At 66.5% G+C, this 25,107-nt stretch carries 20 protein-coding genes and 1 tRNA gene; 7 read left to right on the top strand and 14 right to left on the bottom strand.

Annotation, left to right across the window (positions count from 1 at the left end):
- The first annotated feature begins 413 nt into the window (after positions 1-413).
- On the top strand, positions 414-1,109 hold the full coding sequence (locus NX773_RS11895; RefSeq protein ID WP_258856529.1) for a hypothetical protein: 696 nt from the start codon (positions 414-416) through the stop codon (positions 1,107-1,109).
- Between the two features lie 76 nt (positions 1,110-1,185).
- Positions 1,186-1,635 carry a hypothetical protein gene (locus NX773_RS11890; RefSeq protein ID WP_258856528.1) on the top strand — a complete coding sequence of 150 codons (450 nt, stop codon included), beginning with the start codon at positions 1,186-1,188 and terminating at the stop codon, positions 1,633-1,635.
- Positions 1,636-1,901: 266 nt separating this feature from the next.
- Here the strand turns inward: NX773_RS11890 and NX773_RS11885 are convergent.
- From NX773_RS11885 to NX773_RS11865, 5 genes are all read right to left on the bottom strand, one after another.
- Positions 1,902-1,991, bottom strand: a tRNA-Ser gene (locus NX773_RS11885).
- A 72-nt stretch (positions 1,992-2,063) separates the two neighbouring features.
- On the bottom strand, positions 2,064-4,106 hold the full coding sequence (locus NX773_RS11880; protein ID WP_258856527.1) for a putative bifunctional diguanylate cyclase/phosphodiesterase: 2,043 nt from the start codon (positions 4,104-4,106) through the stop codon (positions 2,064-2,066).
- Positions 4,099-5,256: an HDOD domain-containing protein gene (locus NX773_RS11875; RefSeq protein WP_258856526.1), complete on the bottom strand. Its 1,158-nt coding sequence runs from the start codon at positions 5,254-5,256 to the stop codon at positions 4,099-4,101. The genes NX773_RS11880 and NX773_RS11875 overlap by 8 nt, the downstream gene beginning before the upstream one ends.
- Before the next feature lie 107 nt (positions 5,257-5,363).
- Positions 5,364-5,987: a response regulator gene (locus tag NX773_RS11870; protein WP_258856525.1), complete on the bottom strand. Its 624-nt coding sequence runs from the start codon at positions 5,985-5,987 to the stop codon at positions 5,364-5,366.
- A 3-nt stretch (positions 5,988-5,990) separates the two neighbouring features.
- Positions 5,991-7,349 (bottom strand): cache domain-containing protein, encoded by a 1,359-nt coding sequence (locus NX773_RS11865; protein WP_258856524.1) that lies wholly within the window; start codon positions 7,347-7,349, stop codon positions 5,991-5,993.
- A gap of 207 nt (positions 7,350-7,556) precedes the next feature.
- Between NX773_RS11865 and NX773_RS11860 the strand changes: the two genes are divergently transcribed.
- The 4 genes from NX773_RS11860 to NX773_RS11845 all read left to right on the top strand — a co-directional run bounded on the left by NX773_RS11860 (position 7,557) and on the right by NX773_RS11845 (position 15,040).
- The gene (locus tag NX773_RS11860; protein WP_258856523.1) at positions 7,557-9,626 is read left to right on the top strand and encodes a carbon starvation CstA family protein; all 2,070 of its coding nucleotides are present in this window, start codon (positions 7,557-7,559) and stop codon (positions 9,624-9,626) included.
- Positions 9,626-9,823, top strand: a complete 198-nt coding sequence (locus tag NX773_RS11855) for a YbdD/YjiX family protein (RefSeq protein ID WP_258822106.1) — start codon at positions 9,626-9,628, stop codon at positions 9,821-9,823. Before NX773_RS11860 ends, NX773_RS11855 begins: the two co-directional genes overlap by 1 nt.
- A 299-nt stretch (positions 9,824-10,122) precedes the next feature.
- Positions 10,123-12,945, top strand: a complete 2,823-nt coding sequence (locus tag NX773_RS11850; RefSeq protein WP_258856521.1) for a hybrid sensor histidine kinase/response regulator — start codon at positions 10,123-10,125, stop codon at positions 12,943-12,945.
- 1 nt (position 12,946) lies between these two features.
- On the top strand, positions 12,947-15,040 hold the full coding sequence (locus NX773_RS11845; protein ID WP_258856520.1) for a putative bifunctional diguanylate cyclase/phosphodiesterase: 2,094 nt from the start codon (positions 12,947-12,949) through the stop codon (positions 15,038-15,040).
- Between the two features lie 340 nt (positions 15,041-15,380).
- On the opposite strand, the gene NX773_RS11840 is transcribed toward NX773_RS11845, so the two are convergent.
- Entirely contained in the window at positions 15,381-17,768 is a 2,388-nt protein-coding gene (locus NX773_RS11840; protein ID WP_258856519.1) for a penicillin acylase family protein, read from the bottom strand.
- A gap of 200 nt (positions 17,769-17,968) precedes the next feature.
- On the opposite strand from NX773_RS11840, the gene NX773_RS11835 reads away from it, so the two are divergent.
- A complete protein-coding gene (locus tag NX773_RS11835; RefSeq protein ID WP_258856518.1) occupies positions 17,969-18,238 on the top strand; it encodes a hypothetical protein in 270 nt (89 codons plus the stop codon).
- Here the strand turns inward: NX773_RS11835 and NX773_RS11830 are convergent.
- The 8 genes from NX773_RS11830 to NX773_RS11795 form a co-directional block, all read right to left on the bottom strand.
- On the bottom strand, positions 18,177-18,947 hold the full coding sequence (locus NX773_RS11830; RefSeq protein WP_258856517.1) for a DUF2334 domain-containing protein: 771 nt from the start codon (positions 18,945-18,947) through the stop codon (positions 18,177-18,179). The genes NX773_RS11835 and NX773_RS11830 overlap by 62 nt on opposite strands.
- A 16-nt stretch (positions 18,948-18,963) precedes the next feature.
- Positions 18,964-20,106, bottom strand: coding sequence for a glycosyltransferase family 4 protein (locus NX773_RS11825; protein WP_258856516.1), 1,143 nt, complete (start codon positions 20,104-20,106; stop codon positions 18,964-18,966).
- A 107-nt stretch (positions 20,107-20,213) separates the two neighbouring features.
- Positions 20,214-20,807, bottom strand: a complete 594-nt coding sequence (gene recR / locus NX773_RS11820; RefSeq protein ID WP_258856515.1) for a recombination mediator RecR — start codon at positions 20,805-20,807, stop codon at positions 20,214-20,216.
- Between the two features lie 4 nt (positions 20,808-20,811).
- On the bottom strand, positions 20,812-21,102 hold the full coding sequence (locus NX773_RS11815) for a YciI family protein (RefSeq protein ID WP_258856514.1): 291 nt from the start codon (positions 21,100-21,102) through the stop codon (positions 20,812-20,814).
- 2 nt (positions 21,103-21,104) lie between these two features.
- Positions 21,105-21,431 (bottom strand): YbaB/EbfC family nucleoid-associated protein, encoded by a 327-nt coding sequence (locus NX773_RS11810; protein WP_258822114.1) that lies wholly within the window; start codon positions 21,429-21,431, stop codon positions 21,105-21,107.
- 56 nt (positions 21,432-21,487) lie between these two features.
- Positions 21,488-23,665 (bottom strand): DNA polymerase III subunit gamma/tau, encoded by a 2,178-nt coding sequence (locus tag NX773_RS11805; RefSeq protein WP_258856513.1) that lies wholly within the window; start codon positions 23,663-23,665, stop codon positions 21,488-21,490.
- A gap of 159 nt (positions 23,666-23,824) precedes the next feature.
- A complete protein-coding gene (locus NX773_RS11800; RefSeq protein WP_258856512.1) occupies positions 23,825-23,989 on the bottom strand; it encodes a hypothetical protein in 165 nt (54 codons plus the stop codon).
- Positions 23,986-25,104, bottom strand: coding sequence for a YeeE/YedE family protein (locus tag NX773_RS11795; protein WP_258856511.1), 1,119 nt, complete (start codon positions 25,102-25,104; stop codon positions 23,986-23,988). The genes NX773_RS11800 and NX773_RS11795 overlap by 4 nt, the downstream gene beginning before the upstream one ends.
- Positions 25,105-25,107 lie beyond the last annotated feature (3 nt).

Raw genomic sequence — 25,107 nt, 5'->3', positions numbered from 1 at the left:
GCGCACCTTCACCGACCGTTGTGTTGCCTGATTTACTCGCTCGCGGCTTTCAGAAGCGCCGCCTAGCTTGGCGATAGTACCAGTGCGTTGCAGGGGTCAGGTCCGGCAACACGACAGGCGCGAACCATTTCTTTGCGCCCCTTCCTAGCGGATCTGCCCCCGGCTACCGCTCTATCGCTGCAGGCTGCGCTGGTCTCTGCATTGCTTCTCTGCCGCGCAGCAGTTCGATTTTGGCACTTTGCCGGATCTGCCCCCCGGCTGCCTGCCTGCTCCGAAGTTCAATTTTGTCACCTTGCCGGATCTGACCCCGTCTCTCTTGCCGGATCTGACCCCGTCTCTCCACTTTGCTGGATCTGCCCCCGGCACTGCTACAAAGGGTAACATAGAGCTCTCGTCTTCGCTTGCATTCTCATATGGCTGACACTATTCGACTACCAGACGTGTTAAGTGCTCTAAATAACGATATCGATAGAGAACGTTTAAATCTAGCGTTTCAATCACTTTCTAAAAGGCTCAGCTACTCGGAAATCTACTACTACGAGTTTTTAGAAAAATCACAGGCCGAATATTTGCGATTGGCGACCATTGACCAAAGTGGGAATTTTCGTGCGCAGTTTGAAGCTTCTGCCGTAGCATTTATATCGAACGCGCATGCGATGATTGACGCTTTCCCATATGTTATTTTTCTTGCGCTACGCCCTCTTAAACATGAGAAGCTTGCAAACGGCATCTTGAAAGAAGTCAAACTCGGCGCGACCAATTGTGGATGGGATACCTCATTTTATAACTCTTTGGTTTATACATACCCAAGTTTTAAAAGGCTGGCTCAGCTTTTTAGATATTTAATGAACGACAAGGACTTTGTAAGCTTGCATAAAATCTCAAACAACAGCAAGCACAAATTTCTTAGTCGCATATTGAACGACGGAAAAGTTTTGAAATTAGAACTTCTCGACTTAGATACCAACAAAACGCGCAAAATCGATATCAAAAAGTTTTTCATTAGATTGCACAATAATGTTTTACCTAAGGTTTTCGATATATATCAAGAATTAGCTAGGGTATCCAGTCCTGGAAACCAATCTAGGAAAACAAGGACTTATCCATAGTTTTCGAATCCGGCCAATGTAAGGAACATAGGCAAGAAAACTGTGGGCAAGTCCTCTAGATAAAGAAAGCACGCCGGTGAAGAAAAAATATAAGGTAAAATTATTAGGGAAACTTGAACGCGATATACTTAAATATCGGTCATACGAAACAATGGTGTTTTTGTTTTATGCAGAAGATTTACGAAGGTTTATCATTCAAAGCTTAGAAGCAACTAATATCATACACGGCATATCTAATGAAGGCTTGAAAATCAAACATCATCTTAAGCGACTAGTAAACGATGGCGTTTTAACGAAAGATGAAAAACACGAATTACATAGGCTTCTATGCTATCGAAACGACACGGCGCACGAGATACACAATATTGTAAGCGACCTTGGTGAAGCAAAGAGTTTTCTTATTCCAGATAAAGATGGGAATATTAAATCAAAATATGACGCTGGTGCACTATTTCGACTGAAAGTTCTAACGACCAAAATTTCACCGAGAGTTTCAAAGCCGTTATGCTATGCGCGCATCATTTGACAAGTTTAAGTTTGAACCAGCGGAAAGAGCACTTAAACACGAGATGAAAGTTATTTTCAAAAGACTCGTTAAGCTTGAATTGAAGAAGACCTACGACGACGATAAATGAACTTTTTACCATCGGAGTTGCTGGGATCAGGTCCGGCAACACGACAGGGAGGAAACTTTTGTAGAGCCCGTTCCTAGCGGATTCGCACCCGGAGCGCGGCGATCATCGGAAATGGCTGGAGAAAGCCAGCTGGCATGAGGGCCTATTGGAAATGGACTGGCGGAAGCGGTGAGATTCGAACTCACGAACGGGTTCCCCCGTCGGCAGTTTTCAAGACTGCTGCCTTCAACCACTCGGCCACGCTTCCTTGGGGAACCGGCATTATACATAAACCATCGCCCACCCGGCAGCGTCGGCTGAGCGAAGCGAGCGAAAATCCCTAGGCCGTCAGCAACCAGTTCTCGCGCAGGCTCTGCTCGAACTCATAGGCCGGCAGCGGCTTGGCGTACAGGTAGCCCTGCACCTCGTCGCAGCCGGACTCGCGCAGGAACTCCAGCTGCTCCAGCGTCTCCACACCTTCCGCGATCACCCGGTGGCGCAGCTGGCGGCCGATGCTGATGATGGTGCCGGCGATGGCGCAGTCGCTCGCGTCGGCCGGTATGCCGGTCGTGAACGAGCGGTCGATCTTGAGCGTGTTGATCGGGAAGCGCTTCAGGTACGACAGGCTCGAATAGCCCGTGCCGAAGTCGTCCAGCGACAGCGCCACGCCCAGCTGGTTGATGCGGTCCATGATGCCGATCACGCGCTCGATGTCGTGCATCAGCGTGCTCTCGGTGATCTCCAGCTCCAGCCACGACGGGTCGAGCCGGTAGCGCTTGAGCGTGTCGGCCACCCTGCCCGGCAGCGATGGCGTGAACTCGCGCGCCGACACGTTCACCGCCAGCCGCAGCGGCGGCAGGCCGGCGCGGTTCCACACCGCCGCCTGCGCGCACGCCTGTTCCAGCACCCACTCGCCAACCTGCACGATCAGGCCCGTCGCTTCGGCCAGCGGAATGAATTCGGCCGGCGGCACCACGCCGCGTTCCGGATGCACCCAGCGCACCAGCGCCTCCGCGCCCACCACCTGGCCGCTGCCGATCTCGAACTTGGGCTGGTAGTACAGCGTCAGCTCGCCGTGGCCCAGCGCGTGGCGCAGGCCCGATTCGATGCGCATGCGCTCTTGCATCCCCTGATTCATGTCGTTGCAGTAGAACGCCACGTTGCGGTCCGGGCTCTCGTTGTCCTGCTTGGCCCGCTCCATGGCGATGTCGGCCATGCGCAGCAGCGTCTCGGCGTCCTCGCCATCGGTCGGGTACACGCTGATGCCCACGCTCGCCCCAACCTGCAGTTTCTGCCCTTCGATGACGAACGGCTCGGCCAGCGCGGCCTGCAGCTTCTGCGCGACCGTCGTGGCCTCGAAGTGCTGGCGGATGTCGAACAGGCCCACCGCGAATTCGTCGCCGGACAGGTGCGCCACCACGTCTTCCTCGCGCAGCGCGTCGCGGAAGCGCCGTGCCACCTGGCGCAGCAGCTCGTCGCCGACCCCGCGACCCAGCGTGCCGTTGATCAGCTTGAATCGGTTCAGGTCAATCAACAGAATGCAGCCGGTGCCCACGTTGCGCTGGGCGACCATCAGCGCCTGGTCCACCAGCCGCGCGAACAGGGTGCGGTTGGGCAGCCCGGTCAGCTCGTCGTAGTAGGCCAGGTGGTTCAGGCGTTCTTCGGCCAGCTTGCGCTCGGTGATGTCCGAGAGGTAGGCGATCAGGCCGATCGGCTTGTCCTCCAGGTCGCACAGCGGCGACAGCGACAGGCTGGCCCAGAACACTTCGCCCGATTTTTTCTTGCGCCGCACTTCCATGAACCGGCCGCCATGTTCGGCGAAGGTGTCGGGCTCGGTGCCCTCCTCGTCCGCGTACAGGAACAGGATGTGGGTGCCGATCGCTTCCAGCGCGGTGTAGCCGAACATGCGCTCGGCGCCCTTGTTCCAGCTGGTGATGTAGCCCAGCAGGTCGGTGGTCAGCACCGATTCCTGGAGCTGGTCGAGGATCTGCGACTGGTGCGCAAGCTGGCCCTCCACCTGCGCGTAGGCGCGCGTCGCGCGCTGCGCCATCGACTGCACCTGCAGCAGCGTGGCGGTGAGCTTGGCCAGGCCCGCCAGATCCCGGCGGTCCGTTTCGGTGAACGCGCCGCCGCCGATCTCGTAGTAGCCGAAGTTGGCGGCGTCGGCCTGCACCGGCTGGCGCAGCACGCCCTCGGCAGGCCCCAGCAGCTGCGGCGCGTCTTCGCCCCGTTGCACGAACACGGCGTGGCGGCGCCCCAGCAGCACACGCGCGACGCGCGAGAGCTCCTCGGTCAGCGCGTCGCCACGCAGGCGCAGCACGGCGTCGCAAACGGCCGCGTTGGCGCCGGCGAAGTCGATGCGGTCGTTCGCTCCGTCAGACATGGCGCATCACCTGTATCGCCCAGTGCCAGGCATGCAGCTGGCTGCGCCACCAGGTGTCGACGCCGATCCCTGCTTGCGCGAGCTGGGCCTGGTCCGGCTTGCCCTCGACAAGGCGCAGGCGCTCGCCCAGCGGGCCTTCGCGCCGCAGCAGGCCGTCCAGCACGTGCTGCGGCAGGCGCAGGCTGCCGACGATGTCGCCCATCGGCGTATCGAACAATCGGTCCAGCAGCGAGAACGCGCCGCACATGAAGGCCAGGTCCTGTTCGTCGCGCTCGCCACCGCCAAGGCGGCACAGTTCCTCGAGCTGGGCGCCACGCAGCGCGGCCAACGGCAGCAGCAGGTTGGGCGGGCCGTCGGCGCGCTGGCGCGCGTACAGCAGCAGTTGCAGCCAGCGCTGCAGCTGGCGCCGGCCCAGCACGGTGATGGCCTGCGCGAAGCTGGTGATCTCGGTGCTGATCTTGAAGGCCGCGGAGTTGACCAGTTTGAGCAGGTGGAACGACAGCGCCGGGTCCTGCTTGAGCATGTGCTCGATCTCGCGCGTGTCCGCATCGCGCGACAGCAGCGCGAGCAAGGCGAGCAGGCGGCGGCGCGAGGTGCCGTCGTGGCCGTCCTCGGGCTGGCGCGCAAGCAGCGGATAGTCGCCACTGAACCAGTCAAAGCCCGCGCTCTCGCACTCGGCAAAACGCTCGACACTGTGCACGTTGTAGGCCAGGTGCGGGCCAAACAGCGCGGCGACCGGCGCGGGCACGCCATCGGTGCTGTCGTGCGCCACGCCACGCGGCCGCGTTGGCATTTTTCCGCCGGCGGCAACGCCGTCCACCAGCAAGCGGTAGCCGGCATCGGCAAGGCTGGCGGCGCGTGCGGCTTCATCGGCGTTGGCCAGCACGCGCGCCGGCAGCGTGAACATGACGCGGTCCGGCGGCAGGAATTCGCAAAGTGAAAAAGTCAGCACCGCTGTCGAATCGAGCGGAACGATGCAGTCGAGCGGCGCGATGGCCGCCAGCAGGTCCGGGGCGCCGAACAGGGCCAGCAGCGACTCGTCATTGGACGCAGGCTGCGGCCGCACGATCAATGCAACCCACTCGTTCTGCGCGTTGGCAACGAAATCAAGCTCTACCAACGGGAACCGGGCGGCATTCAATGCAACCATCGGGAAGTTCTTAGTGGATCGTTAAGTGATATTAGTTGACGGGCAACTTTAGCGCAACAGAATATTGTGCGTATGCATGCATTGTACCGGACGATCCTGACTGTTCCCTAACTGTCCGGCCCGAATTGCGCATGCTGCACCGCGAATTTGATCAGCTCGGCCTGGCCTTCGATGCCGAGCTTGCGCTTGATGTTCAGGCGGTGGGTCTCGACCGTGCGCACCGACAGCGCCAGGTCGCGCGCGATCTGCTTGTTCGACTGTCCGGTGGCGATGTGCTGCAGCACCTGCTGCTCGCGCAGCGTGAGCTGGTTGTCCTGCTGCGCCGGCCGCGCCAGCTGGCGCGCCAGCACCGGGCTGTAGTAAATGCCGCCCGCCATCACGGACTCGATGGCGAGCACGATGTCCTTGCCGGGCGCATCCTTGAGCACGTAGCCGCGCGCGCCGGCCTGCATGGCCTGGGTCACGTATTCGAGCTTGTCGTGCATCGACAGGATCAGCACCGCAATGCCCGGATAGCGACGGGTCAGCTGCGCGGTGGCCTCGATCCCGCTGCCGCCGCGCATGTTCACGTCCATCAGCACCAGGTCCGCGCCGCCGGCGCGCTCCAGCGCTTCGGCCGCGCTGCCGGCCTCGGCCACCACGGCGAAATGCGGCACCGCTTCGAGCCGCGCACGCAGGCCGTCGCGCACGAGCGGATGGTCGTCCACCAGCAGGATCCGGATGGGTGTCATGTCCTACTCCGTCAGTTCGACGCTGGCGCGCACGCGCGTGCCCTGCATCGATGATTCAATGTCCAGCTCACCGCCGATGGCATCCATCCGCTCCATCATGTTGCGCAGCCCAATGCCGCGCTGCGGATGCACCGCCACGCCCTCGGGGTCGAAGCCGCTGCCGTCGTCGCGTACCGACAGCGTCAGGCGCCGGCCGTCGCGCCGCAGCGACATCTCCACGTGGCTCGCGCCGGCATGGCGCTCGATGTTGGTCAGTGCCTCCTGCGCGATGCGGAACAGCACCGTGCCAACCACGCCCGGCAGTTCTTCGGTCGCGCCGCTGGTGGTGAACGCCACCGGCGTGCCGCTGTGCTCGGAGAACTCCTGCGCCAGGTGCTCCAGCGCCGCAGCGAGCCCCAGGTCGTCCAGCAGCGCCGGGCGCAGGTCGTGCGAGATGCGGCGCACTTCCCCCAGCACGTTGTTCAGTTCCTCGGCGGTGCGCTCGAAGCGCTCGCGCGCGGCCTGCTCGGCCGCGCCGGTGCCGGTCAGGCGCACGATGCCTGCCTCGATCTGCAGCTTGATCGACACCAGCCACTGGCTGATCCCGTCGTGCAGGTCGCGCGACAGGCGCGCGCGCTCGTGCTCCTGCGATTCCACCACGCGCTGCGCCAGCGCCTTGAGTTTGGCGTCGGCCACGCGCAACTCGCTGATGTTGAGCGCCAGCCCGCAAATGGCCACCACCGCCGCCGACAGGATTGCCAGTCCCGCAATCCACCACATGGTGGCGGCGATATTGGCCGACTGCTGGGCATCCACCTTGGCCAGCGCGGCATCCACGTCGTCCAGGTAGATGCCGGTGCCCATCATCCAGCCCCAGGCCGGGATCGGGATCACGTAGCCGAGCTTGGGCGCCTGCTGCCCGCTGGAGGGCTTGGCCCAGTTGTAGCGTTCCAGGCCGCCGCCCGCCCTGGCGCGCGCGATCAGGCGCTGGATGGTCGGGGTGCCTTGCGCGTCGCGCAGCTCCCACAGGTTGCGCCCCACCAGCTCGGGCTGGCGCGGGTGCATCAGGCTGTTGCCGCGCATGTCGTACACGAAGAAATAGCCGTCGTCGCCAAAGCTGAGCTTGGACAGGATGCGCATCGCCTCGGCCTGCGTGGCGGCGTCGGTCTTGCCGGAATCGACCAGGTGGGCGATCGAGTGCTCGGCCAGCTCGACGTAGTGCTGCAGCTCGGCCTGCTTGCTGGCCAGGTAGGCTTGCTGGATGGTCGCGCGCTGCTGCTGGGCCAGCGTGATGGCCTGCTGGCGCACGAACAGCGCGATCGCGCACAGCGCCACGATCAGCGGCGCAATGGCGAGGAAGATGACTTTCTGCCTGAGCTTCATGGCAGCGGGTGTAAGGACAATTGCATCGGGCAATTTTACGTCCGTTCCGGACCGGCCGCCTACGTAGTCCTACGCAGACTCCTGCGTAATCATGCGCTTGATGACGAAAAATCGATGCAAGATACTCACCATCAGACTGCCCGTAATTGTAGGCGCCATGCCTCGGTCTAAGGCAGAAAAAGCTATAAACCCTTGGAGGAGTCCCTCATGAAACGCCTGACAAGCCAGCTCGGATGGGCTGCGCTTTCGCTCGTGGGTGCATTGTCACTCGCTTACGTCGCGCTCAAGCGCGGTGAATCGATCAACGCCGTGTGGGTGGTTGCGGCCGCCGTCTGCGTGTACCTGATCGCCTATCGCTTCTACAGCCTGTACATTGCCAAAAAAGTCGCGGGCCTGGACCCGACGCGCCAAACCCCCGCCTACAAGTTCAACGACGGCCTGGACTATGTGCCGACCAACCGCTACGTGTTGTTTGGCCACCACTTCGCCGCCATCGCCGGCGCCGGCCCGCTGGTCGGCCCGGTGCTGGCCGCCCAGATGGGCTACCTGCCGGGCATGATGTGGATCCTGGCCGGCGTGGTGTTTGCCGGCGCGGTGCAGGACTTCATGGTGCTGTTCCTGTCGATGCGCCGCGACGGCCGCTCGCTGGGTGACCTGATCAAGTCGGAAATGGGCGAGGTGCCGGGCGTGATCGCGCTCATCGGCACCTTCATGATCATGGTGATCATCCTGGCCGTGCTCGCGCTGATCGTGGTCAAGGCGCTCACCGGTTCGCCGTGGGGCACCTTCACCGTGATGGCGACGATCCCGATCGCGCTGTTCATGGGCATCTACTCGCGCTTCATCCGCGTGGGCCGCATCGGCGAAGTGTCGCTGATCGGCTTCGTGCTGCTGATGGGCTCGATCCTGGGCGGCCAGTACGTGCACGAGTCGGCCACCCTGGCGCCGATGTTCACCTTCACCGGCACCCAGATCACCTGGATGCTGATCGGCTACGGCTTCGTCGCCTCGGTGATTCCGGTGTGGCTGCTGCTGGCTCCGCGCGACTACCTGTCCACCTTCCTCAAGGTCGGCACCATCGTCGGACTTGCGATCGGCATCGTGCTGGTCGCGCCGATGATGCACATGCCGGCCCTGACCAAGTTCATCGACGGCAGCGGCCCGGTGTGGGCGGGCAACCTGTTCCCGTTCCTGTTCATCACCATCGCCTGCGGCGCGGTGTCGGGCTTCCACGCACTGATCTCGTCGGGCACCACGCCGAAGATGATCGAGAATGAAGAGCACGCCCGCTTCATCGGCTACGGCGGCATGCTGATGGAGTCGTTTGTCGCGATCATGGCACTGGTGGCCGCCTCGACCATCGACCCGGGCATCTACTTTGCCATGAACAGCCCGGCCGCCGCGATCGGCACCACGGTGCAAAGCGCTGCCGCGGCCGTGTCCGGCTGGGGCTTCGTGGTCACGCCCGAGACCCTGGCCCAGGTGGCCAAGGACGTCGGCGAAAACAGCATCATTTCGCGCGCCGGCGGCGCCCCGACCCTGGCGGTCGGCATGGCCAACATCCTGGCCAACGTGGTCGGCGGCAAGGCAATGATGGCGTTCTGGTACCACTTCGCGATCCTGTTCGAGGCCCTGTTCATCCTGACCGCCGTGGACGCGGGCACCCGCGCCGGCCGCTTCATGCTGCAGGACCTGATGGGCGCCTTCATCCCGGCCATGAAACGCACCGACTCGCTGCCGGCCAACCTGATCGCCACCGCACTGTGCGTGGCGGCCTGGGGTTACTTCCTGTACCAGGGTGTGGTCGATCCGCTGGGCGGCATCAACACCCTGTGGCCGCTGTTCGGCATCGCCAACCAGATGCTGGCGGGCATTGCGCTGGTGCTGGCGACCGCTGTGCTGTTCAAGATGAAGCGCGGCGCCTACGCCTGGGTCACGATCCTGCCGACCATCTGGCTGCTGATCTGCACCCTGACCGCCGGCTGGCAGAAGATTTTCGACGCCAACGTCAAGGTCGGCTTCATGGCGCACGCCGCCAAGTTCCAGGCTGCGATCGACGAAGGCAAGGTGCTGGCACCGGCCAAGTCGTTGGCCCAGATGCAGCGTGTCGTGTTCAACGACTACGTGGACGCGGCGCTGTGCGGCCTGTTCATGTTCGTGGTGGTGGCGGTGCTGGTGTACGGCGTGCGCACCATCTTGCAGGCGCGCGCCGCCGGCAAGCCGACCGCCAAGGAAACGCCGTTCGTGACGGCGCCCGCAACCGCACAGGTGCAGTGATGCTAGGCAAGATCGCGCAGGCAGGCCGCTACCTTGGGCAAAGCATGCGCCTGATGGTTGGCCTGCCGGAATACGACACCTACCTCGCCCACATGGAGAAAACCCATCCGGGCGAGCCAGTGATGAGCTACGAGGAGTTCTTCCGCGAGCGCCAGGAGGCCCGCTACGGGTCCGGCAAGCGGCCCAGCTGCTGCTGATCTTGCTTTGTAGGGTGGGCGGGTCTTCCGCCCACGCGTTCGAGTGGTGCCTGCACTGCCTGGACGCGTGGGCAGGAAGACCTGCCCACCCTACTTCTTTCGGGCTACCCGAAAGAGATATTCCCTCCCGCCACCGCACTGCCGGTGCGCCCATGCTCCCCAGTTTTGCGAAATCGCAAAACCATTCCCAAAAGTAAATCGTATATTTTTTCCTGCGGGAATTTGCATTCGCGCAAGGAGGCCGTGTCACCGCTGTCGCGGCCAGCCACAGGTGCAGGGATCGCGGGGGCGCCCAGGCCATGCTGAACTTTGAACGATCGAGTATCAACCACAAACTGACGCTCATCTCGCTGCTGTCCACCGGGACCGCGCTGCTGTTCGTGTTCGTCGCCTTCGCCGTCACCTCGATGCTGAACCACCGCGAGGATGAGGGCATGCAGCTCTCTTCATTCGCCGGCGTGGTGGGCACCAACAGCGTGGACGCCCTGCTCTTCAACGACCGCAACCTGGCCCAGAACACGCTGGCCGCGCTGAAGGCCAAGGAAGAAATCGCCGGCGCGGTACTGTACGACGCCAAGGGCAAGCTGTTCGCGCGCTACTGGGCGCCCGGCCACCAGGGCGACGCCGCGATCGATGCGTCGCTGCCGGGCATCGACGGCGCCGCGCTGGACGATGCCAACGATGGCGCCAGCCATTTCTGGTCGCCGCGCATGCGCCTGTACCGCCCGGTGATGAACAAGGACGTGCAGGTCGGCGTGGTGATGATCGAGGCCGACCTGACCACGATGTGGCTCGACATCGTCAAGAGCCTGGGCGTGTTCGCCGCCGCCATGGGCGGCTCGCTGGCGGTGTCGCTGGTGCTGGCCACCCGCTTCAAGCGCAGCATCGCCGACCCGGTGGCCAAGCTGATCGCGGCCGCGCAAAAAGTCTCGGCCAGCCAGAACTACACGCTGCGCATCGCGCACCAGCGCAGCGACGAGCTGGGCACGCTGATCGACAGCTTCAACGACATGCTGGCCCAGATCGAAAGCCGCGGCGCGGCGCTGGCCCACCACCGCGAGGAGCTCGAGCGCCAGGTCAGCGTGCGCACCGAGCAGCTGGAAAAGGCCAAGAACGCCGCCGAGGCGGCAAGCCGCGCCAAGAGCGCGTTCCTGGCCACCATGAGCCACGAGATCCGCACCCCGATGAACGGCGTGCTCGGCATGACCGAAATGCTGCTGTCGACCGAGCTCTCGGAAAGCCAGCGCAACTACACCAAGCTGGTCAAGCGCTCGGGCGAGCACCTGCTGGTGATCATCAACGACATCCTGGATTTTTCCAAGATCGAGGCCGGCAAGCTCACGATCGAGTACATCAACTTCAACCTGTGGGACCTGCTCGAGGACATCCACACCGTGTACACCCCGCAGTCGCAGGCCAAGAACCTGGCGCTGGACTTCGACATCGCCAACGACATCCCTGTTGCGATCTGCGGCGACCCGAACCGGCTGCGCCAGGTGATGGCCAACCTGCTGGGCAATGCGATCAAGTTCACCGAGCACGGCCGCATCCTCGCGCGCGTGCGCGTGGCCAGCGAAGACAACCAGGCCGTCACGCTGCGCTTCGAGGTGCACGACACCGGCATCGGCATCTCGCGCGATGCCAGGAGCCGCATCTTCGAAGCGTTCTCGCAGGCCGACGACTCGACCACCCGCAAGTACGGCGGCACCGGGCTGGGGCTGGCGATCTCAAAACAACTGGTTGAGTTGATGGGGGGCGCGATCGGCGTCGAGAATGCCCGAACTCAAGGTTCGGTGTTCTGGTTCACGGTACCTTTCGATAAGCGCCGCGTCGACCCCGACGCGCCTGGCGACCACCAGCACACTATCGAAGGAATCCGCGTCTTGATCGTCGACGAACAGCACAGCAGCCGCGTGGGGCTGCAGGATCACCTGGCCGCCTGGCAGGTCGCCAGCGACGGCGCGGCCTCGGCCGACGAAGCGCTGTCGCGCCTGGCCGCAGCCGCCGCCGATGGCAGGCCCTACGACGCGGCCATCATCGACATGGAGCTCACGCACGGCAGCGGCCTGATGCTCGCCGCCACCATCAAGGCCAACCCGGCCACGCGCGCCACGCGCCTGCTCGTCATCAGTCCCGAGCGGCTGGCGGCCGACCCGGTGCAGCGGCGCGAGGCCGGCGTGGCCTACCAGCTCATCAAGCCGGCGCGCGCGGCCGACCTGTTTGCGTGCCTGGCCACGCGGCCACGCGGCGCCCCCGCCCCGGCGCCGCAGTTCGTGCCCCCGCCCGACCTGCCGCGTCCCATTGCGCGCACCCGCGTGCGGCGCGTGCTGCTGGCCGAGGACAATCCGGTCAACGTCGAAGTGGCGATGGCGATGCTCGAAAGCCTGGGCCTGTCGGCCGAATACGCGCGCAACGGCGAGGAAGCGCTGGCCATGGTGCGCCGCGGCGACTACGACGCCGTGCTGATGGACTGCCAGATGCCGGTGATGGACGGCTTTGCCGCCACCAGCGCGATCCGGCGCGACGAGCGCGAGTCCGGGCGCGGCCATGTGCTGCCGGTCATCGCGATCACCGCCAACGCGCTGCAGGGCGACCGCGAGGCGTGCCTGGCGGCCGGCATGGACGACTACCTGTCCAAGCCGTTCACCCAGCAGCAGCTGGCCGCCGTGATCGGGCGCTGGATCGCGCTGCCGCTGGTGGCCACCCGCCACCACGACGACGAGCCGCCCACCCTGCCGCCGGAGTCGGTCGAGGTGATCCACCGCGACGTGATCAACCGCGCCGCGCTCGACAACATCCGCGCGCTGTCCAAGGACGGCGGCGACGCGCTGGTGCAAAAGGTGATCGCCGCCTACGTGGACGACGCGCCGCAGCACCTGCGCACGCTGCGCCGCGCAATCGACGTGCACGACCCGGCCAGCGTGCGCAAGGTCGCGCACAGCCTCAAATCGGCCAGCGCCAACGTCGGCGCGCAAAAGCTGGCGCAGCTGTGCAAGGACCTGGAATACCTGGGCCGCGCCGACACCACCGAGGGCGCCGACGGCATCCTGACGGACATGGAGCAGGAGTTCCAGGTCGTGCGCAGCTCGCTCGCGGCCCTCATGGTAGAGAAGGAGACCTAGCATGGCTTGTCCCACCAAACGCGGCGTCGTGCTGGTTGCGGACGACGATCCGGTGATGCGCCTGTTGATGCTGCAGATGCTCGGCCAGGTTGGGCTGGACGGCGTCGAGGCCGAGGACGGCGCCCGGGCTGTGGCCCTCATGCGCGAGCTGCGGCCCGACCTGATCTTAATGGACGTGGACATGCCCAACATGGACGGCTTCGCCGCCTGCAAGGCGATCCGCGACGATGCCGCCGGCGCCACGGTCCCGATCATCATGGTCACCGGCGGCGACGACATCGAGGCCGTCACCAACGCCTACGAAGCCGGCGCCACCGATTTCGTGTCCAAGCCGATCAACTGGCCGATCCTTGGCCACCGCGTGCTGTACGTGCTGCGCGCCAGCGACGCCATCGCGCGCCTGCGCATCGCCGACGCCCAGAACCGCGCGGTGCTGGCTGCCATTCCCGACACCTTCTTCCGCTTGAACCGCGACGGGGTGTACCTCGACTACGAGCGCGGCCACGACGCCGGCGCCGGCCTGTCCGACAGCGACTGCGTGGGCCGCCACATCACCGAGGTGCTGCCCAGGGAAATCGCGGAGCGCCTGCTGGAGCAGATGGAGAACGTGCTGGCGACCCAGCAGATCCGCTCGGTCGAGTACGAGCTGCTGCGCGGCGGCAGCGCCCAGCATTTCGAGGCGCGCCTGGTGGCAACAGGCCCCACCGAGGTGCTGGGCCTGGTGCGCGACATCAGCGAGCGCAAGCGCACCGAGGAGCAGATCCGGCGCCTGGCCTACTGCGACAGCCTGACCGGCATCCCCAACCGCCAGGCTTTCCTCGAAACGCTGGAGCGCGAGCTGCACCGCTCCAAGATGGGCAACAAGAAGTTCGCGGTGTTGTTCATGGACCTGGACGCGTTCAAGCGCATCAACGACACGCTCGGCCACAATGTGGGCGACCACCTGCTGCAGCTGGTCTCGGAGCGGCTGCGCGAGACCACGCGCCCGAGCGACATGGTGTCGCGCGGGGACCAGGCCACCAACCTGGCGCGGCTGGGCGGCGACGAGTTCACGATCCTGATTCCGGACCTGGAGCGGGTCGAGCACGCGCTGAACGTGGCACACCGGGTCAAGGAGGCGATGCGCCGCCCCTTCCTCATCGAGGGCAACGAGATCTTCGTCACCGCCAGCATCGGCATCTCGCTGTTCCCGGAGGATGGCGACGACTGCAACTCGCTGCTCAAATACGCCGACACAGCGATGTACCACGCGAAGAACTGCGGCAAGAACAACGCCAAGCTGTACAGCTCTTCGCTGACCATGCAGATCATGAGCCACGTGAAGCTGGAAGTGGGCCTGCGCAAGGCGCTGGGCAACGACGAGCTTTACCTGTTGTACCAGCCACAGTTCGACGTGCACTCGACCGAGATCGTGGGCGTGGAGGCGCTGGTGCGCTGGCGTCATCCGGAGCGCGGCGTGATCTCGCCGACCGAGTTCATCCCGCTGGCCGAGGAGACAGGCCTGATCGTGCCGATCGGTGAATGGGTGCTGCGCACCGCGTGTTCACAAGCGCGCAACTGGCAACGCCAGACGCGGCGCAGCGTGCGCATGGCGGTCAACCTGTCGGCCAAGCAGTTCAAGGACGAGAACCTGTCGCAGATCGTGCTGTCGGCACTGCACGAGACCGGGCTGGACCCGCGCTTCCTCGAACTCGAGCTCACCGAGGGCACGCTGATGGACGACGCCAAGGCCACGCTCGCCACGCTCGAGCAGCTGCGGCGCATCGGCGTGTATTTGTCGATCGACGACTTCGGCACCGGCTACTCGTCGATGAACTACCTCAAGCGCTTCGACGTGCGGGCGCTCAAGATCGACCGCAGCTTCATCTGCGGCCTGCCGCAGGACTCCGAGAACGCGGCCATCACGCGCGCGATCATCGCGATGGCGCACGGGCTCAAGATGGTGGTAGTGGCCGAAGGCGTGGAGACTGGCGAGCAGCTCGTGCTGCTGCAGCAGTACGGCTGCGACCTGGTGCAGGGCTACCACCTGGGTCATCCGGTGCCGGGCGATTCGATCGCGCAGAAGCTGGTGGGCGTGGTGCAGGCGGCTGGCTGACGCTTCGCCGCCATCATGACGGCCTTGCGAACGGCCACGCGTGTTCCCGCCACGAACCTAAAAACCGTCATTCCCGCGCAGGCGGGTATCCATGCAAAGCATTGGGGCTCGCGGCGTGCGCCGCCGCCAGGCACCCGGTCCATGGGTCCCCGCCTTCGCGGGGACGACGTGCGGAGGGTAATGAACGGCCACGCGTGTCCTACCGCCGCAAACCCCAAAACCGTCATTCCGGCGAAGGCCGGAATCCATGCTGAGCCAGCTAGGATGCGGCTCGGTTTTCGACGACGCACCGCGTCCATGGGTCCCCGCCTTCGCGGGGACGACGTGCGGGCGGTCGTGGCTAGGGCTTGAGCGTCAGCGTGTACTTCGCCGGTCCCGGCAGCAGCGGCTGCGGCTTGGCCTTCACCCAGTCCTCGTGTCCGGCCAAAAAGAACGGCGACAACGGGTGCCCGCTCTGCCCGCCCGGCATGTTGAAGATCCCCTGCTCCTCGTGCCCCGGCGAGACGGTCATGCGTTCCGACTGCCCGAAGGTGGGCGCGGCCACGCGCGGCATGTTCGAGTCGCCGGGCAGCTGGTCCGGCGGCGCGGCCAGCCAGGGCTTGAGGAACGGCGCGGCCATGCTGATCGGGTGCGCGATCGCCACCGTATTGCGCGCGCCCCAGCTCGCAGCGGACAAGCTCTTGCCATCGGCAGTCAGCTGCGCGATCACGCGGTCGATCCCCGCCAGCTCGAACGCGTGCCAGTCGCTGTAGCCCGGCGGCAGCCACGACGCCGGCCGCTCGTTGAGCAGCCGGTCGAGCACCACCGGCCAGCGCGTGGTCGCCATCGTCACGCTTGCTTTCGGGTCGAGCTGCTTCATCTGCCGGTCCGCCTGGCCGAACAGCAGCTCGGCCATCGCCCACATCGTGCTGCGCGCGAGCCGGTAGCCGACCGAGCTGACGCTAGCGTGGCCATCCCAGCCGGTATCGAGCAGGCGCCGGAATTCGCCCCGCTGCGGATGGCCCTGCAGCGCCTGCGCATCGAGCGCCCGCAGTGCCCGCTCGCGCCATGGCGCCACAAACAGGGCGCGGTCGTCCAAGGCCGCGCCAAACGCGGCCGTCACGTCAACCTTGGGCCCGAGCGCCAGCAGGTCGTCGCGCAGCTGGCGGTTGCGCGCGCCAAGGTCAAAGCCGCCGTCGCCGATCTTGTTCGCGCCCTCTCCCATCAGCTGGCGGCTGTTGGCGGTGCTGAGCTGGCCGTCGGCGGGATTGATCACGCGCGGGTAGTCGGCCGGCGCCAGCAGCCCCTGCCACGTGGTCCCGCCGTCGAGCGGAAAGGTCGCCACCGTCGCGGCAGTCTCGCGCCGCGGCAGCATGCCGGCGATGGTCCAGCCGATGTTGCCGCGGTCGTCGCCGGCGACGAAATTCTGCGCCGGGATGCCGTCCGTGTTCGCGATCGCGAGCGCTTCGTCCAGCGACGCCGCCGCTTCCAGCTTGCGGTGATGCAGGTTGATCGCCGCCGGGTCGTGCGCGATCCAGTGCAGCGCATACGCCTTGCCGTCGGCTTTGACGATCGGCCCCAGCGATGTCTCGCGCACCTCCATCTCTACCGCGGGCTGACCCTTGACCAGGATGCGCTCGACGTGGCGCGCCGGCGTCTCCCAGCCCGCCGGTACGCGCACCTGGCCCGGATGCGCGTTGTCGATGCCAAGCGAAACGAAGTCCAGATAGTCGCCATAGCTGTTGGTGAAGGCCCAGGCCACGTGGCCGTTGCTGGCCACGATCATGATCGGCGGCGCGCCCGGCAGCGTCACGCCGACGACGCGGCGCTGCGCGCCTTGCTCGTCCGGATAGCGCAGCGCCAGGCGATACCAGATGTTCGGCAGCTGCAGGCCCAGGTGCATGTCGTCCGATACGATCGCCGCGCCATTCGCGCTGCGGCTGCCTGCGATCGCGTAGTTGTTGCTGCCCACCGCATCGAGGCCCTCGTTCAGCGCCAGCATGCGCGCCTGGCCGCCATCGCCCCACCAGGCGGGCGCCTTGGACGGGATCGGTGCGCCGGGCGGTGCGACCTGGGCCGCGTCATGCGGCGCGTCCCACTGGGTCGATTCCGGCAGCAGGAAGGCAAGCTGCGCGGCGTCGGTGTGCTCGCGCAGCCAGCCGCGCGCCAGCTCGTGCGGCTGCTGGCTGCCTTGCAGGTCGAGGAACATGGCCCACACCACCAGCACCGAATCGGCCGCCGTCCACGGGCGCGGCGCGGTGCCCGTGAGCGCGTATTCGAACGGCCGCGTGGAGAGCGCCGACAGTCCGTCGTTCACGCCGGCCACGTAGCGGTCGATGAAGGCGCGGTCATCCGGCCCCAGCCTGTCCAGCACCTGGGCGGCGCGGGCGCGGAAGCGGTGCAGCCGGCTGGCGCGGTCGCGCGGCAGCGCCTTGGGGCCGAACAGCTCGGCCAGTTCGCCCGCCGCCGAGCGGCGCAGCAGGTCCATCTGGAAGAAGCGCTCCTGCGCATGCACGAACCCGGTCGCGTAGGCCAGGTCGAGGCGGTCGGCGCCGGCGATCTCCGGCACGCCGCGCTCGTCGCGCGCCACCGTGACCGGCGCGTGCAGCCCCGCGGCCACGCGTTCGCCGTCCAGCTGCGCCAGGCTGCCGCGCAGGTAGAGCCAGGCAGCCAGTGCCGCCAGCAGCGCCAGCAGCAGCAGGCCGGCAAGCGAACGCAAGGTCCATGCGGTCCAGCGTGTTCGGCGCATCGTGTCTCCTCCCCTGTTGTTGTCCGCCGATCTTGCCAGAAAAACCATGCCGGAGGAAGCTGGTTATGGTGTAGGACCTTGGGGCAGTCAAGCACGCTGGTCATGTTCCTGATTGAGCGAAATCAAACTTATCGCACGCTCGTTCAGTAGTCTGGGAAGAGACATCGACAAGCACGGGCCATCCGTGAAAGGAGGCGACGATGCGCACCCTGCCCTTGGCGCTGGCGGCCCTGCTGCTGGCAGCCTGCACCACCCCGCAGGAGCGGGCCGCCCAGATGCAGGCACAGGCGGACGAGATGGTGGTGATCTACGGCCCGGCCTGCCAGCGGCTCGGCTACACGGTCAACACCGACCAATGGCGCGCCTGCATCCTGAACCTGAGCGCGAAGGAAGACCTGCGCAACTACCTCAGCTACCCGTACTACTCCGGCCTGGGATACTGGCACCACGGCTACTGGGGGCCGTACTGAGCGCGCGTGCGCAGCCGGCCTTGGTGACGGCGGCGCGGGTGGCCAGCAGGCGCTCCACCAGCTGCTGTGCGTGGCGCAGCAGGCGCGGATGGCGCGCGTCCGGCGGATGCAGCGACAGGCGAACCAGCGGTGCACGCGCCAGCAGCGCCGCGCCGGCGTCGGCTGCAAGCGGCGACAGGAATCGCCCCGCGCGATTGCGCGCTGCGTACACCAGCGACGGGGACAGCACCGACCTGCCCTGCCGCAGCAGGTGCAGGCGGCTGAAGGTGGTGGTGTACTCGAACGGTGCTTCGCGCAGCGCGCGCCAGGCGTGGGGCCCGAGCAGCCAGGCCGGCGGCACGAAGCCGTACACCGGCCAGCCGCGCGCGGCAAACCAGTCGAGTCCCAGGCGGATGCGGCGCCGTGCCTCGTCATACGACAGCGCGGAAAACTCGCCTTCGCGGGTGGTGTAGACGCCGCGCAAAAAGCGGCTGCGCGCGCTGCCGGTCACCGGCACGCTGTCCAGGTGGGTGTAGCCGTGCAACGCAAGCTCGTGGCCCTGCGCCAGGTAGCCGGCCAGACCGGCCTGCATGGACTCGGACACCTCGTCGCGCTCGTGGTAGCGCGGCACCACCAGCCAGGTCATGGGAATATCGGCCACCTCACGGATCGCGCGGGCCAGCCGCTCGCAGCCGGCCCAGGTGGCCGGCGCGACGTCGTGGATCGACACGCACAGCAATCGTGGCTCAGTCGGTGACACAGATGCGCTCCACCTCCAGTGCCGCCCGCTCTGCGCTGGCCACCAGGCTGCCGTAGCGCTGCATCAGCTGCGGCATCACCCGGTCCCAGTCGTAATGGTCCTGCGCCTTGCGGCGCGCGTTGATGCCCAGCTGCGCCAGGTCGCGCAGGTAGATGGCCTCGATGGCCGCGGCCAGGCTGTCCACGCTGTTGGGCTCGGCCAGGATGCCGGTTTCGGCGTCCACCAGCTCGGCCACGCCGCCGCCCGAGGTGCCGACCACCGGCAGGCCGCAGGCCATGGCCTCGAGCACGATCAGGCCGAAGGTTTCGCAGTCGCCCGGATGCACGAGCACGTCGCAGCTGGCCAACAGGCGCGCCAGTTGCCGCTGGTCGCGCTTGAACGGCACGTAGGTGATTTGTGGATAGCGCGGCAGCTCGGTGCCGCCGCCGATCAGCACCAGGTGGTAGGGGCGCCCGAGTTTGCGCACCGCGTCGATCAGCACGTGCAGCTTTTTTTCGGGCGTGAAGCGGCCGGCGTACACCAGCAGGCGGGCGTTGGGGGCCAGGTGAAGGTGCTCGCGCAGGGTGTCCACCCGCCGGTCGGGCCGGAACACGCCGCTGTCGATGCCCAGCGGCTGGTGCAGCGCGTCGGGCACGCCCATGTCGGCCAGCTGCTCGACCATGAGCCTGCTGGGCGCCAGCACCAGGTCGAACCGGCGGTACAGGTGCGCGAGATACCGCCGCACCGCGGCCGCCGACACGCGGCCCAGCCGGTGCTGCACCAGGCGCGGCAGGTCGGAATGGTAGAACGCCACGGCCGGCACGCCGTGCTGCTGCTGCATGCGCAGCGCGGCCCAGGCGCAGTGGCCGGCGTCGCCGGCCTCCACCAGGTCGGCGCGGGCCGTTTGCAGCTGGCGCGCCGGGCCCGCCACCGACAGCGGCATGCGGTAGCCGTGGATGCCGGGCACCGACACCGCCGGAATGCGCACCAGCGCCGGCGCGCGGCCACGGCCGCGGCTTTGCACGTTGGGGCTGAGGATCGTGTGCCGCACGCGGCTGTGCCGTGCCAGCCAGCGCGCCTTGGCGTTCAGGTAGGTACTGACGCCGCCGCCTTCCGGCGCGTAGAACATGGTGATGTCGACGAGATGCATGCTGGGGTCCGCTCAGAGTTTGCCCACGATAGCAGTCGACCGCGGGCCTGGCTTGCGCACACTCAAACAGGCTCCCGCGTCTCACCGGCGGGTTGCCGTTCTGTTTATTATGCGCTGCGACGGTCCAGCATGGCGCGCGCTATGGTGCCCGCGTCCACGTATTCAAGCTCGCCCCCGACGGGGACGCCGCGCGCGAGGCGACTCACCGCCAGGCCGCGCGCCTTCAGCATTTCACTGATGTAATGGGCAGTGGCTTCGCCCTCGTTGGTGAAGTTGGTGGCAAGCACCACTTCCCTGACCTCGCCGTCGGTGGACCGGCCCACCAGCTTGTCCAGGTGCAGGTCCTTGGGGCCGATGCCGTCCAGCGGCGACAGCCGCCCCATCAGCACGAAGTACAGGCCCTTGTAGGTCAGGGTCTGTTCGATCATCACCTGGTCGGCCGGCGTTTCGACCACGCACAGCAGCGAACGGTCGCGCGCCTCGTCCTGGCACAGGTCGCACACCTCGGCTTCGGTGAAGGTGTTGCACTGCGCGCAGTGATGCACCTGGTCCACCGCCTGGTACAACGCGCGCGACAGCATGGCCGCGCCCTCGCGGTCATGCTGCAGCAGGTGGAAGGCCATGCGCTGCGCCGACTTCGGGCCCACGCCGGGCAGGCGCTTGAGCGCCTCGGTCAGGAAGTCGAGCGATTTGGAAGACATGGCCTTACTTGACGCGATAAGCCGCCAGCACCTCGGCCGTCATGGTCGGCGCGAATTCGGTAATGTCGTAGCGCGCCACGCCGGCCTTGTGGAACGGATCCTGGCGGATCAGTTCCTCGACCTCGGCGCGGCTGTCGCCTTGCGCAATGATCACGCCGCCCTCGCGCGGCACCTTGCGCCCGGACATCAGGAAATTACCCTTGGAGTATTGCTCTTCCAGGAAATCGCGGTGCGCCGCCAGGTGGCCGTCGATCTGCTCGAGCGGCACGATATAGGTGAGGGAGATGACAAACATCGTCAGAACGGCATCTTGAAGCCCGGCGGCAGCGGCAGGCCGGCGGTGAGGCTGCCCATCTTTTCGGCGGCGGTGGCTTCGGCCTTGCGCACGGCGTCGTTGAACGCGGCGGCCACCAGGTCTTCCAGCATGTCCTTGTCGTCGGCCAGCAGCGACGGGTCGATCTGCACGCGCTTGACGTCGTTCTTGCAGGTCATGGTGACCTTGACCAGGCCGGCGCCGGACTGGCCCTCGACCTCGATGAGCGCCAGCTGCTCCTGCGCCTTCTTCATGTTGTCCTGCATGGCCTGGGCCTGCTTCATCAGCCCAGCGAGCTGGTTTTTCATCATGGCTGTGTTCTCCAAAAGTCTGGTATAGACAAAAATTGACCGGATAAATTCAGTGTTCAGGCGGCCTTGGGGCGCACCGAACCGGGCACCACGAAGGCGTTGAACTGGCGCGCCATCGCCTGCACGAACGGGTCGGCATCGACTGCCGCCTCGGCCTCGCGCTGGCGGCGTTCGCGCTCCGCCTTCGCTTGCGCGCTGGCGGTGTACCACACCGGCGCGATCTGGGTGTCCACGTTCACGCGCACCTGCGGAAAGCGCTCCTGCAGCGCGGCGCACAGCTTCTCGCTGTTGCCGCTGGCGCGCAGCGTATCGACCGGCACGCGCAGGCGGAAGGTCGCGGATGCGCTATCGGCCACGCACTCGACCAGTTCGGTCTGCAGCGCCAGCTGCTGCGCCACCCCGCGCAGCGGCAGGCTTGCGGCCAGCGCAGGCCAGTTGCCGTCCCACGCGATCGCCGGGACCGGCGTGACCACGTGGGCGTACGGCGGCGCGGCCGGCGCGCGGCCTGGCGCGGGCGGCGGCGCCACCGGCGCGGCTTCCGAGGCCACCGCGCGGTCGTCCGAAAATTCGGTCACCCACGACGGCGGTTCTTCGGTGAGGGTGTCGCCGTCGTCGTATTCCATCGCCTGCGCCTGGCCGCGCATGACGGCGGCCGGCTGTCCCTGGTCCCACGGCGGCGACCCGGCCGGCTGGCCGGCGGCGCGCATCAGCGGATTTTGTGGATGCTGCGGCGCCGGCGGCTGTGGCGCACGCATGTGCGGCGGCGACGGTTGCGGCGCCGGCGCCGCCGGTGCAGCTTGCGCGACGGCGGGCGGCGGTGCGGCGTTGTCCGCTGCAGGCGGCGGCGCGGAGGGGCGCTTGCCGCCCGTGATATTGCGCGAGGCCGCGCGCGCCGCTTCAAGGGCCGCGTTGATGGCGGCGCGCGCCGGGCTCATGGGCTGTGCGGCACTCGGTGCTGCATGCGGCTGGCTTGCAGGCGGCGCCGCAGGCGCTGGCGCTGCCTGGACCGGCGTGGCAGGCGGGCGGGTCGGCACGGTGGCGTGGCTGGCCACCGCCGCAGCCGCGGCGCGCGCGGGCGGCTGCGGACGCGCCGGCGCCGACTGCGCCGGTGTGGCCGCCGCATCGGCTCCGCCCTGCCCCGGACGGAACGCCAGCATGCGCAGCAGCGTCATCGTAAAGCCGGCATATTCGTCGGGCGCCAGGCCAATCTCGTTACGGCCGTGCACCGCGATCTGGTAATACAGCTGCACTTCCTGCGGGTCGAACTGGCCGGCCAGGCGCTGGATGTCGGCCAGTTCCGGCAGGTCTTCCGGCACCGCGGACGGCACGGTCTGCGCCAGCGCAACGCGATGCAGCAGCGTGGCCAGGTCCTGCAGCGCGCCGTTGTACGACAGGCTGCGGCTGGCCATTTCGTCGGCCACCGCCATCAGGTCGGCGCCGTCCTGCCTGGCCAGCGCGTCGAGCAGGCGCACCAGGTAGGACTGGTCCAGCGCGCCCAGCATGCCCTGCACCGCGTCGAGCGTGACCTGCCCGGCGGCGTAGGCGATCGCCTGGTCGGTCAGCGACAGCGCATCGCGCATGGAACCGTGCGCGCCTTGCGCCAGCAGGCGCAGCGCCGGCGCCTCGAAGCTGACGCCTTCCTGCCCGAGGATGTTCTCGAGGTGGCCGACGATGTGCCCCGGCGGCATCTGCTTCAGGTTGAACTGCAGGCAGCGCGACAGCACCGTGACCGGGATCTTTTGCGGGTCGGTGGTCGCGAGGATGAACTTCACGTGCTCGGGCGGCTCTTCCAGCGTCTTGAGCATTGCGTTGAACGCGTGGTTGGTCAGCATGTGCACCTCGTCGATCATATAGACCTTGAAGCGCGCGTTGCTGGGCGCGTACACCGCCTGTTCGAGCAGCTGGGCCATCTCGTCCACGCCGCGGTTGGACGCCGCGTCCATCTCGATGTAGTCCACGAAGCGGCCGGCGTCGATCGCACGGCAGGCCTCGCACTGGCCGCAGGGTTCGGCCGTGATGCCGCCCTGGCCGTCCGGGCCGGTGCAGTTGAGCGACTTGGCCAGGATGCGCGAGAGCGTCGTCTTGCCCACGCCGCGCGTACCCGTAAACAGGTAGGCATGGTGCAAACGCCCGGTCGCGAGGGCGTGCGTGAGCGCGCGCACCACGTGCTCCTGACCGACCAGCGTGTCGAAGTTCCGGGGACGGTATTTGCGGGCGAGGACTTGATAGGACATGGCGCGATTTTACAGCAGTTGTGCGTTGCCGCCCACAATCGGCCGGGGCCGGCGTTTCCGGTAGCGTGGGCGAATCTTCCGCCCACGCGTTCGGCCAGCGTTGGCGCAGTGGCACGGGCGCTTGATTGGATGCAGGGAGCGGCGACGCTCCCCGCCCGGTCAGCGCCCCGAGCAGTGCCCGCCGCTGGCCGCCTGCCCGCTGCCCAGCGCGATCAGCGGCGGCTCGGCCTGCGTGGTCTGGCTGTGCGAGAAATCCAGCGCAACCAGCAGCCCGAACGCCAGCCAGAACAGGATGGTGATGATGCCAAATGTCCGCTTGCTCATGCCGGCGCTCCCATCACCTGCTTGCGAATGCGCACGCCCACCAGCGACCCGGCGAAGGCCAGCGCAAACCACACCCAGCCATGCAGGCTGGCGGAGGTAATCCCGTCCAGGAAGGCGCCGACATTGCAGCCGAACGCCATGCGCGAGCTGTAGCCCATCACCAGGCCGGCCGCCATCGCCACGACGATCCGCCTGGCGCTTGGCACCCGCACATCCTGCGGTCCGTTCCAGCGCGATGCGGCCAGCGCGCCGTAGATCAGGCCGACGTTGGTGACCGAGGTGACGTCGGCCAGGATCGGCGCGGCCAGCCGGTCCGCGTGCGGCGCCACGCCCCAGAAGGCGTCGCCGGCCGCGCTCCAGCCCACTGCCTGGGCTGCCTTCGCGCCCCACAAACCGAGGCCGTAGACCACGCCCCACGGCTGCCCTGCCACCACGAGATGCAAGGCGTACAGGATCGCCAGCAGCAAGGCGCCCAGCCACCAGCGCCTGGCCCAGCGCGTTTCAGCGGCCAGCAGCTTGTGCGCGGCGCGGTGCTTGCGCCCGCCCGCCCACGCGCCCCACGCCACCGCCGCGCAACCGGCCACGGTGATCGCCAGCGCGGCCGGCCAGCCGAACTGCAGCATGTCCACCGGCGACAGGCCGCCCAGCGCCAGCCACGCCGGCTGGTGCAATGCGCCCACAAAGCTGCCGATGACGAAGGTGGGCAGCACCGCAAACGACACCGGCGCGCCGCTGCCGGCCTTGTAGAGCGTGCCGGAGCCGCAGCCGTCGGCCACCTGCATGGCGGCGCCAAACAGGAACGCGCCCAGCACCAGGCTGAACGAAATCGGCGCAACCGCACCCACCAGTTCGCCCGGGTGCGCTGCCAGGAGCGGCAGCGTGAGGGCGGCCGCCAGCGAGATCACCAGCATCTGCGCCCACAGTCCTTGCGGGTCGCGCTTTTCAATATAGTTGCGCCAGCCGGTCGTAAAGCCAAAGCGGGCGCCCTGCAGCACCGCGCCAAAGCCGATCCCGATCAGGGCCAGCAGGCCTTGCCGCAGTCCGGCCGCCAGCGTGACGGCCACGGCCAGCGCCAGAGCGCCGCCGACCCAGCCGGCGCGTTTCAGGTAACGCATGCC

The organism is Massilia solisilvae (assembly GCF_024753215.1).
GTDB lineage: Bacteria > Pseudomonadota > Gammaproteobacteria > Burkholderiales > Burkholderiaceae_D > Telluria > Telluria solisilvae.
This window is presented reverse-complemented; position numbering and strand designations above follow the sequence as displayed.

Bases quoted from the DNA above. Each gene is read 5' to 3' on its own strand.
- NX773_RS11870 (WP_258856525.1), bottom strand. From the start codon at position 5,987: ATGACACCCATCCGGATCCTGCTGGTGGACGACCATCCGCTCGTGCGC.
- NX773_RS11815 (WP_258856514.1), bottom strand. From the start codon at position 21,102: ATGTTTGTCATCTCCCTCACCTATATCGTGCCGCTCGAGCAGATCGAC.
- NX773_RS11845 (WP_258856520.1), top strand. From the start codon at position 12,947: ATGGCTTGTCCCACCAAACGCGGCGTCGTGCTGGTTGCGGACGACGAT.
- recR (WP_258856515.1), bottom strand. From the start codon at position 20,807: ATGTCTTCCAAATCGCTCGACTTCCTGACCGAGGCGCTCAAGCGCCTG.
- NX773_RS11805 (WP_258856513.1), bottom strand. From the start codon at position 23,665: ATGTCCTATCAAGTCCTCGCCCGCAAATACCGTCCCCGGAACTTCGAC.
- NX773_RS11880 (WP_258856527.1), bottom strand. From the start codon at position 4,106: ATGTCTGACGGAGCGAACGACCGCATCGACTTCGCCGGCGCCAACGCG.
- NX773_RS11835 (WP_258856518.1), top strand. From the start codon at position 17,969: ATGCGCACCCTGCCCTTGGCGCTGGCGGCCCTGCTGCTGGCAGCCTGC.
- NX773_RS11810 (WP_258822114.1), bottom strand. From the start codon at position 21,431: ATGATGAAAAACCAGCTCGCTGGGCTGATGAAGCAGGCCCAGGCCATG.
- NX773_RS11795 (WP_258856511.1), bottom strand. From the start codon at position 25,104: ATGCGTTACCTGAAACGCGCCGGCTGGGTCGGCGGCGCTCTGGCGCTG.
- NX773_RS11895 (WP_258856529.1), top strand. From the start codon at position 414: ATGGCTGACACTATTCGACTACCAGACGTGTTAAGTGCTCTAAATAAC.
- NX773_RS11875 (WP_258856526.1), bottom strand. From the start codon at position 5,256: ATGGTTGCATTGAATGCCGCCCGGTTCCCGTTGGTAGAGCTTGATTTC.
- NX773_RS11840 (WP_258856519.1), bottom strand. From the start codon at position 17,768: ATGCGCCGAACACGCTGGACCGCATGGACCTTGCGTTCGCTTGCCGGC.
- NX773_RS11865 (WP_258856524.1), bottom strand. From the start codon at position 7,349: ATGAAGCTCAGGCAGAAAGTCATCTTCCTCGCCATTGCGCCGCTGATC.
- NX773_RS11825 (WP_258856516.1), bottom strand. From the start codon at position 20,106: ATGCATCTCGTCGACATCACCATGTTCTACGCGCCGGAAGGCGGCGGC.
- NX773_RS11860 (WP_258856523.1), top strand. From the start codon at position 7,557: ATGAAACGCCTGACAAGCCAGCTCGGATGGGCTGCGCTTTCGCTCGTG.
- NX773_RS11850 (WP_258856521.1), top strand. From the start codon at position 10,123: ATGCTGAACTTTGAACGATCGAGTATCAACCACAAACTGACGCTCATC.
- NX773_RS11855 (WP_258822106.1), top strand. From the start codon at position 9,626: ATGCTAGGCAAGATCGCGCAGGCAGGCCGCTACCTTGGGCAAAGCATG.
- NX773_RS11800 (WP_258856512.1), bottom strand. From the start codon at position 23,989: ATGAGCAAGCGGACATTTGGCATCATCACCATCCTGTTCTGGCTGGCG.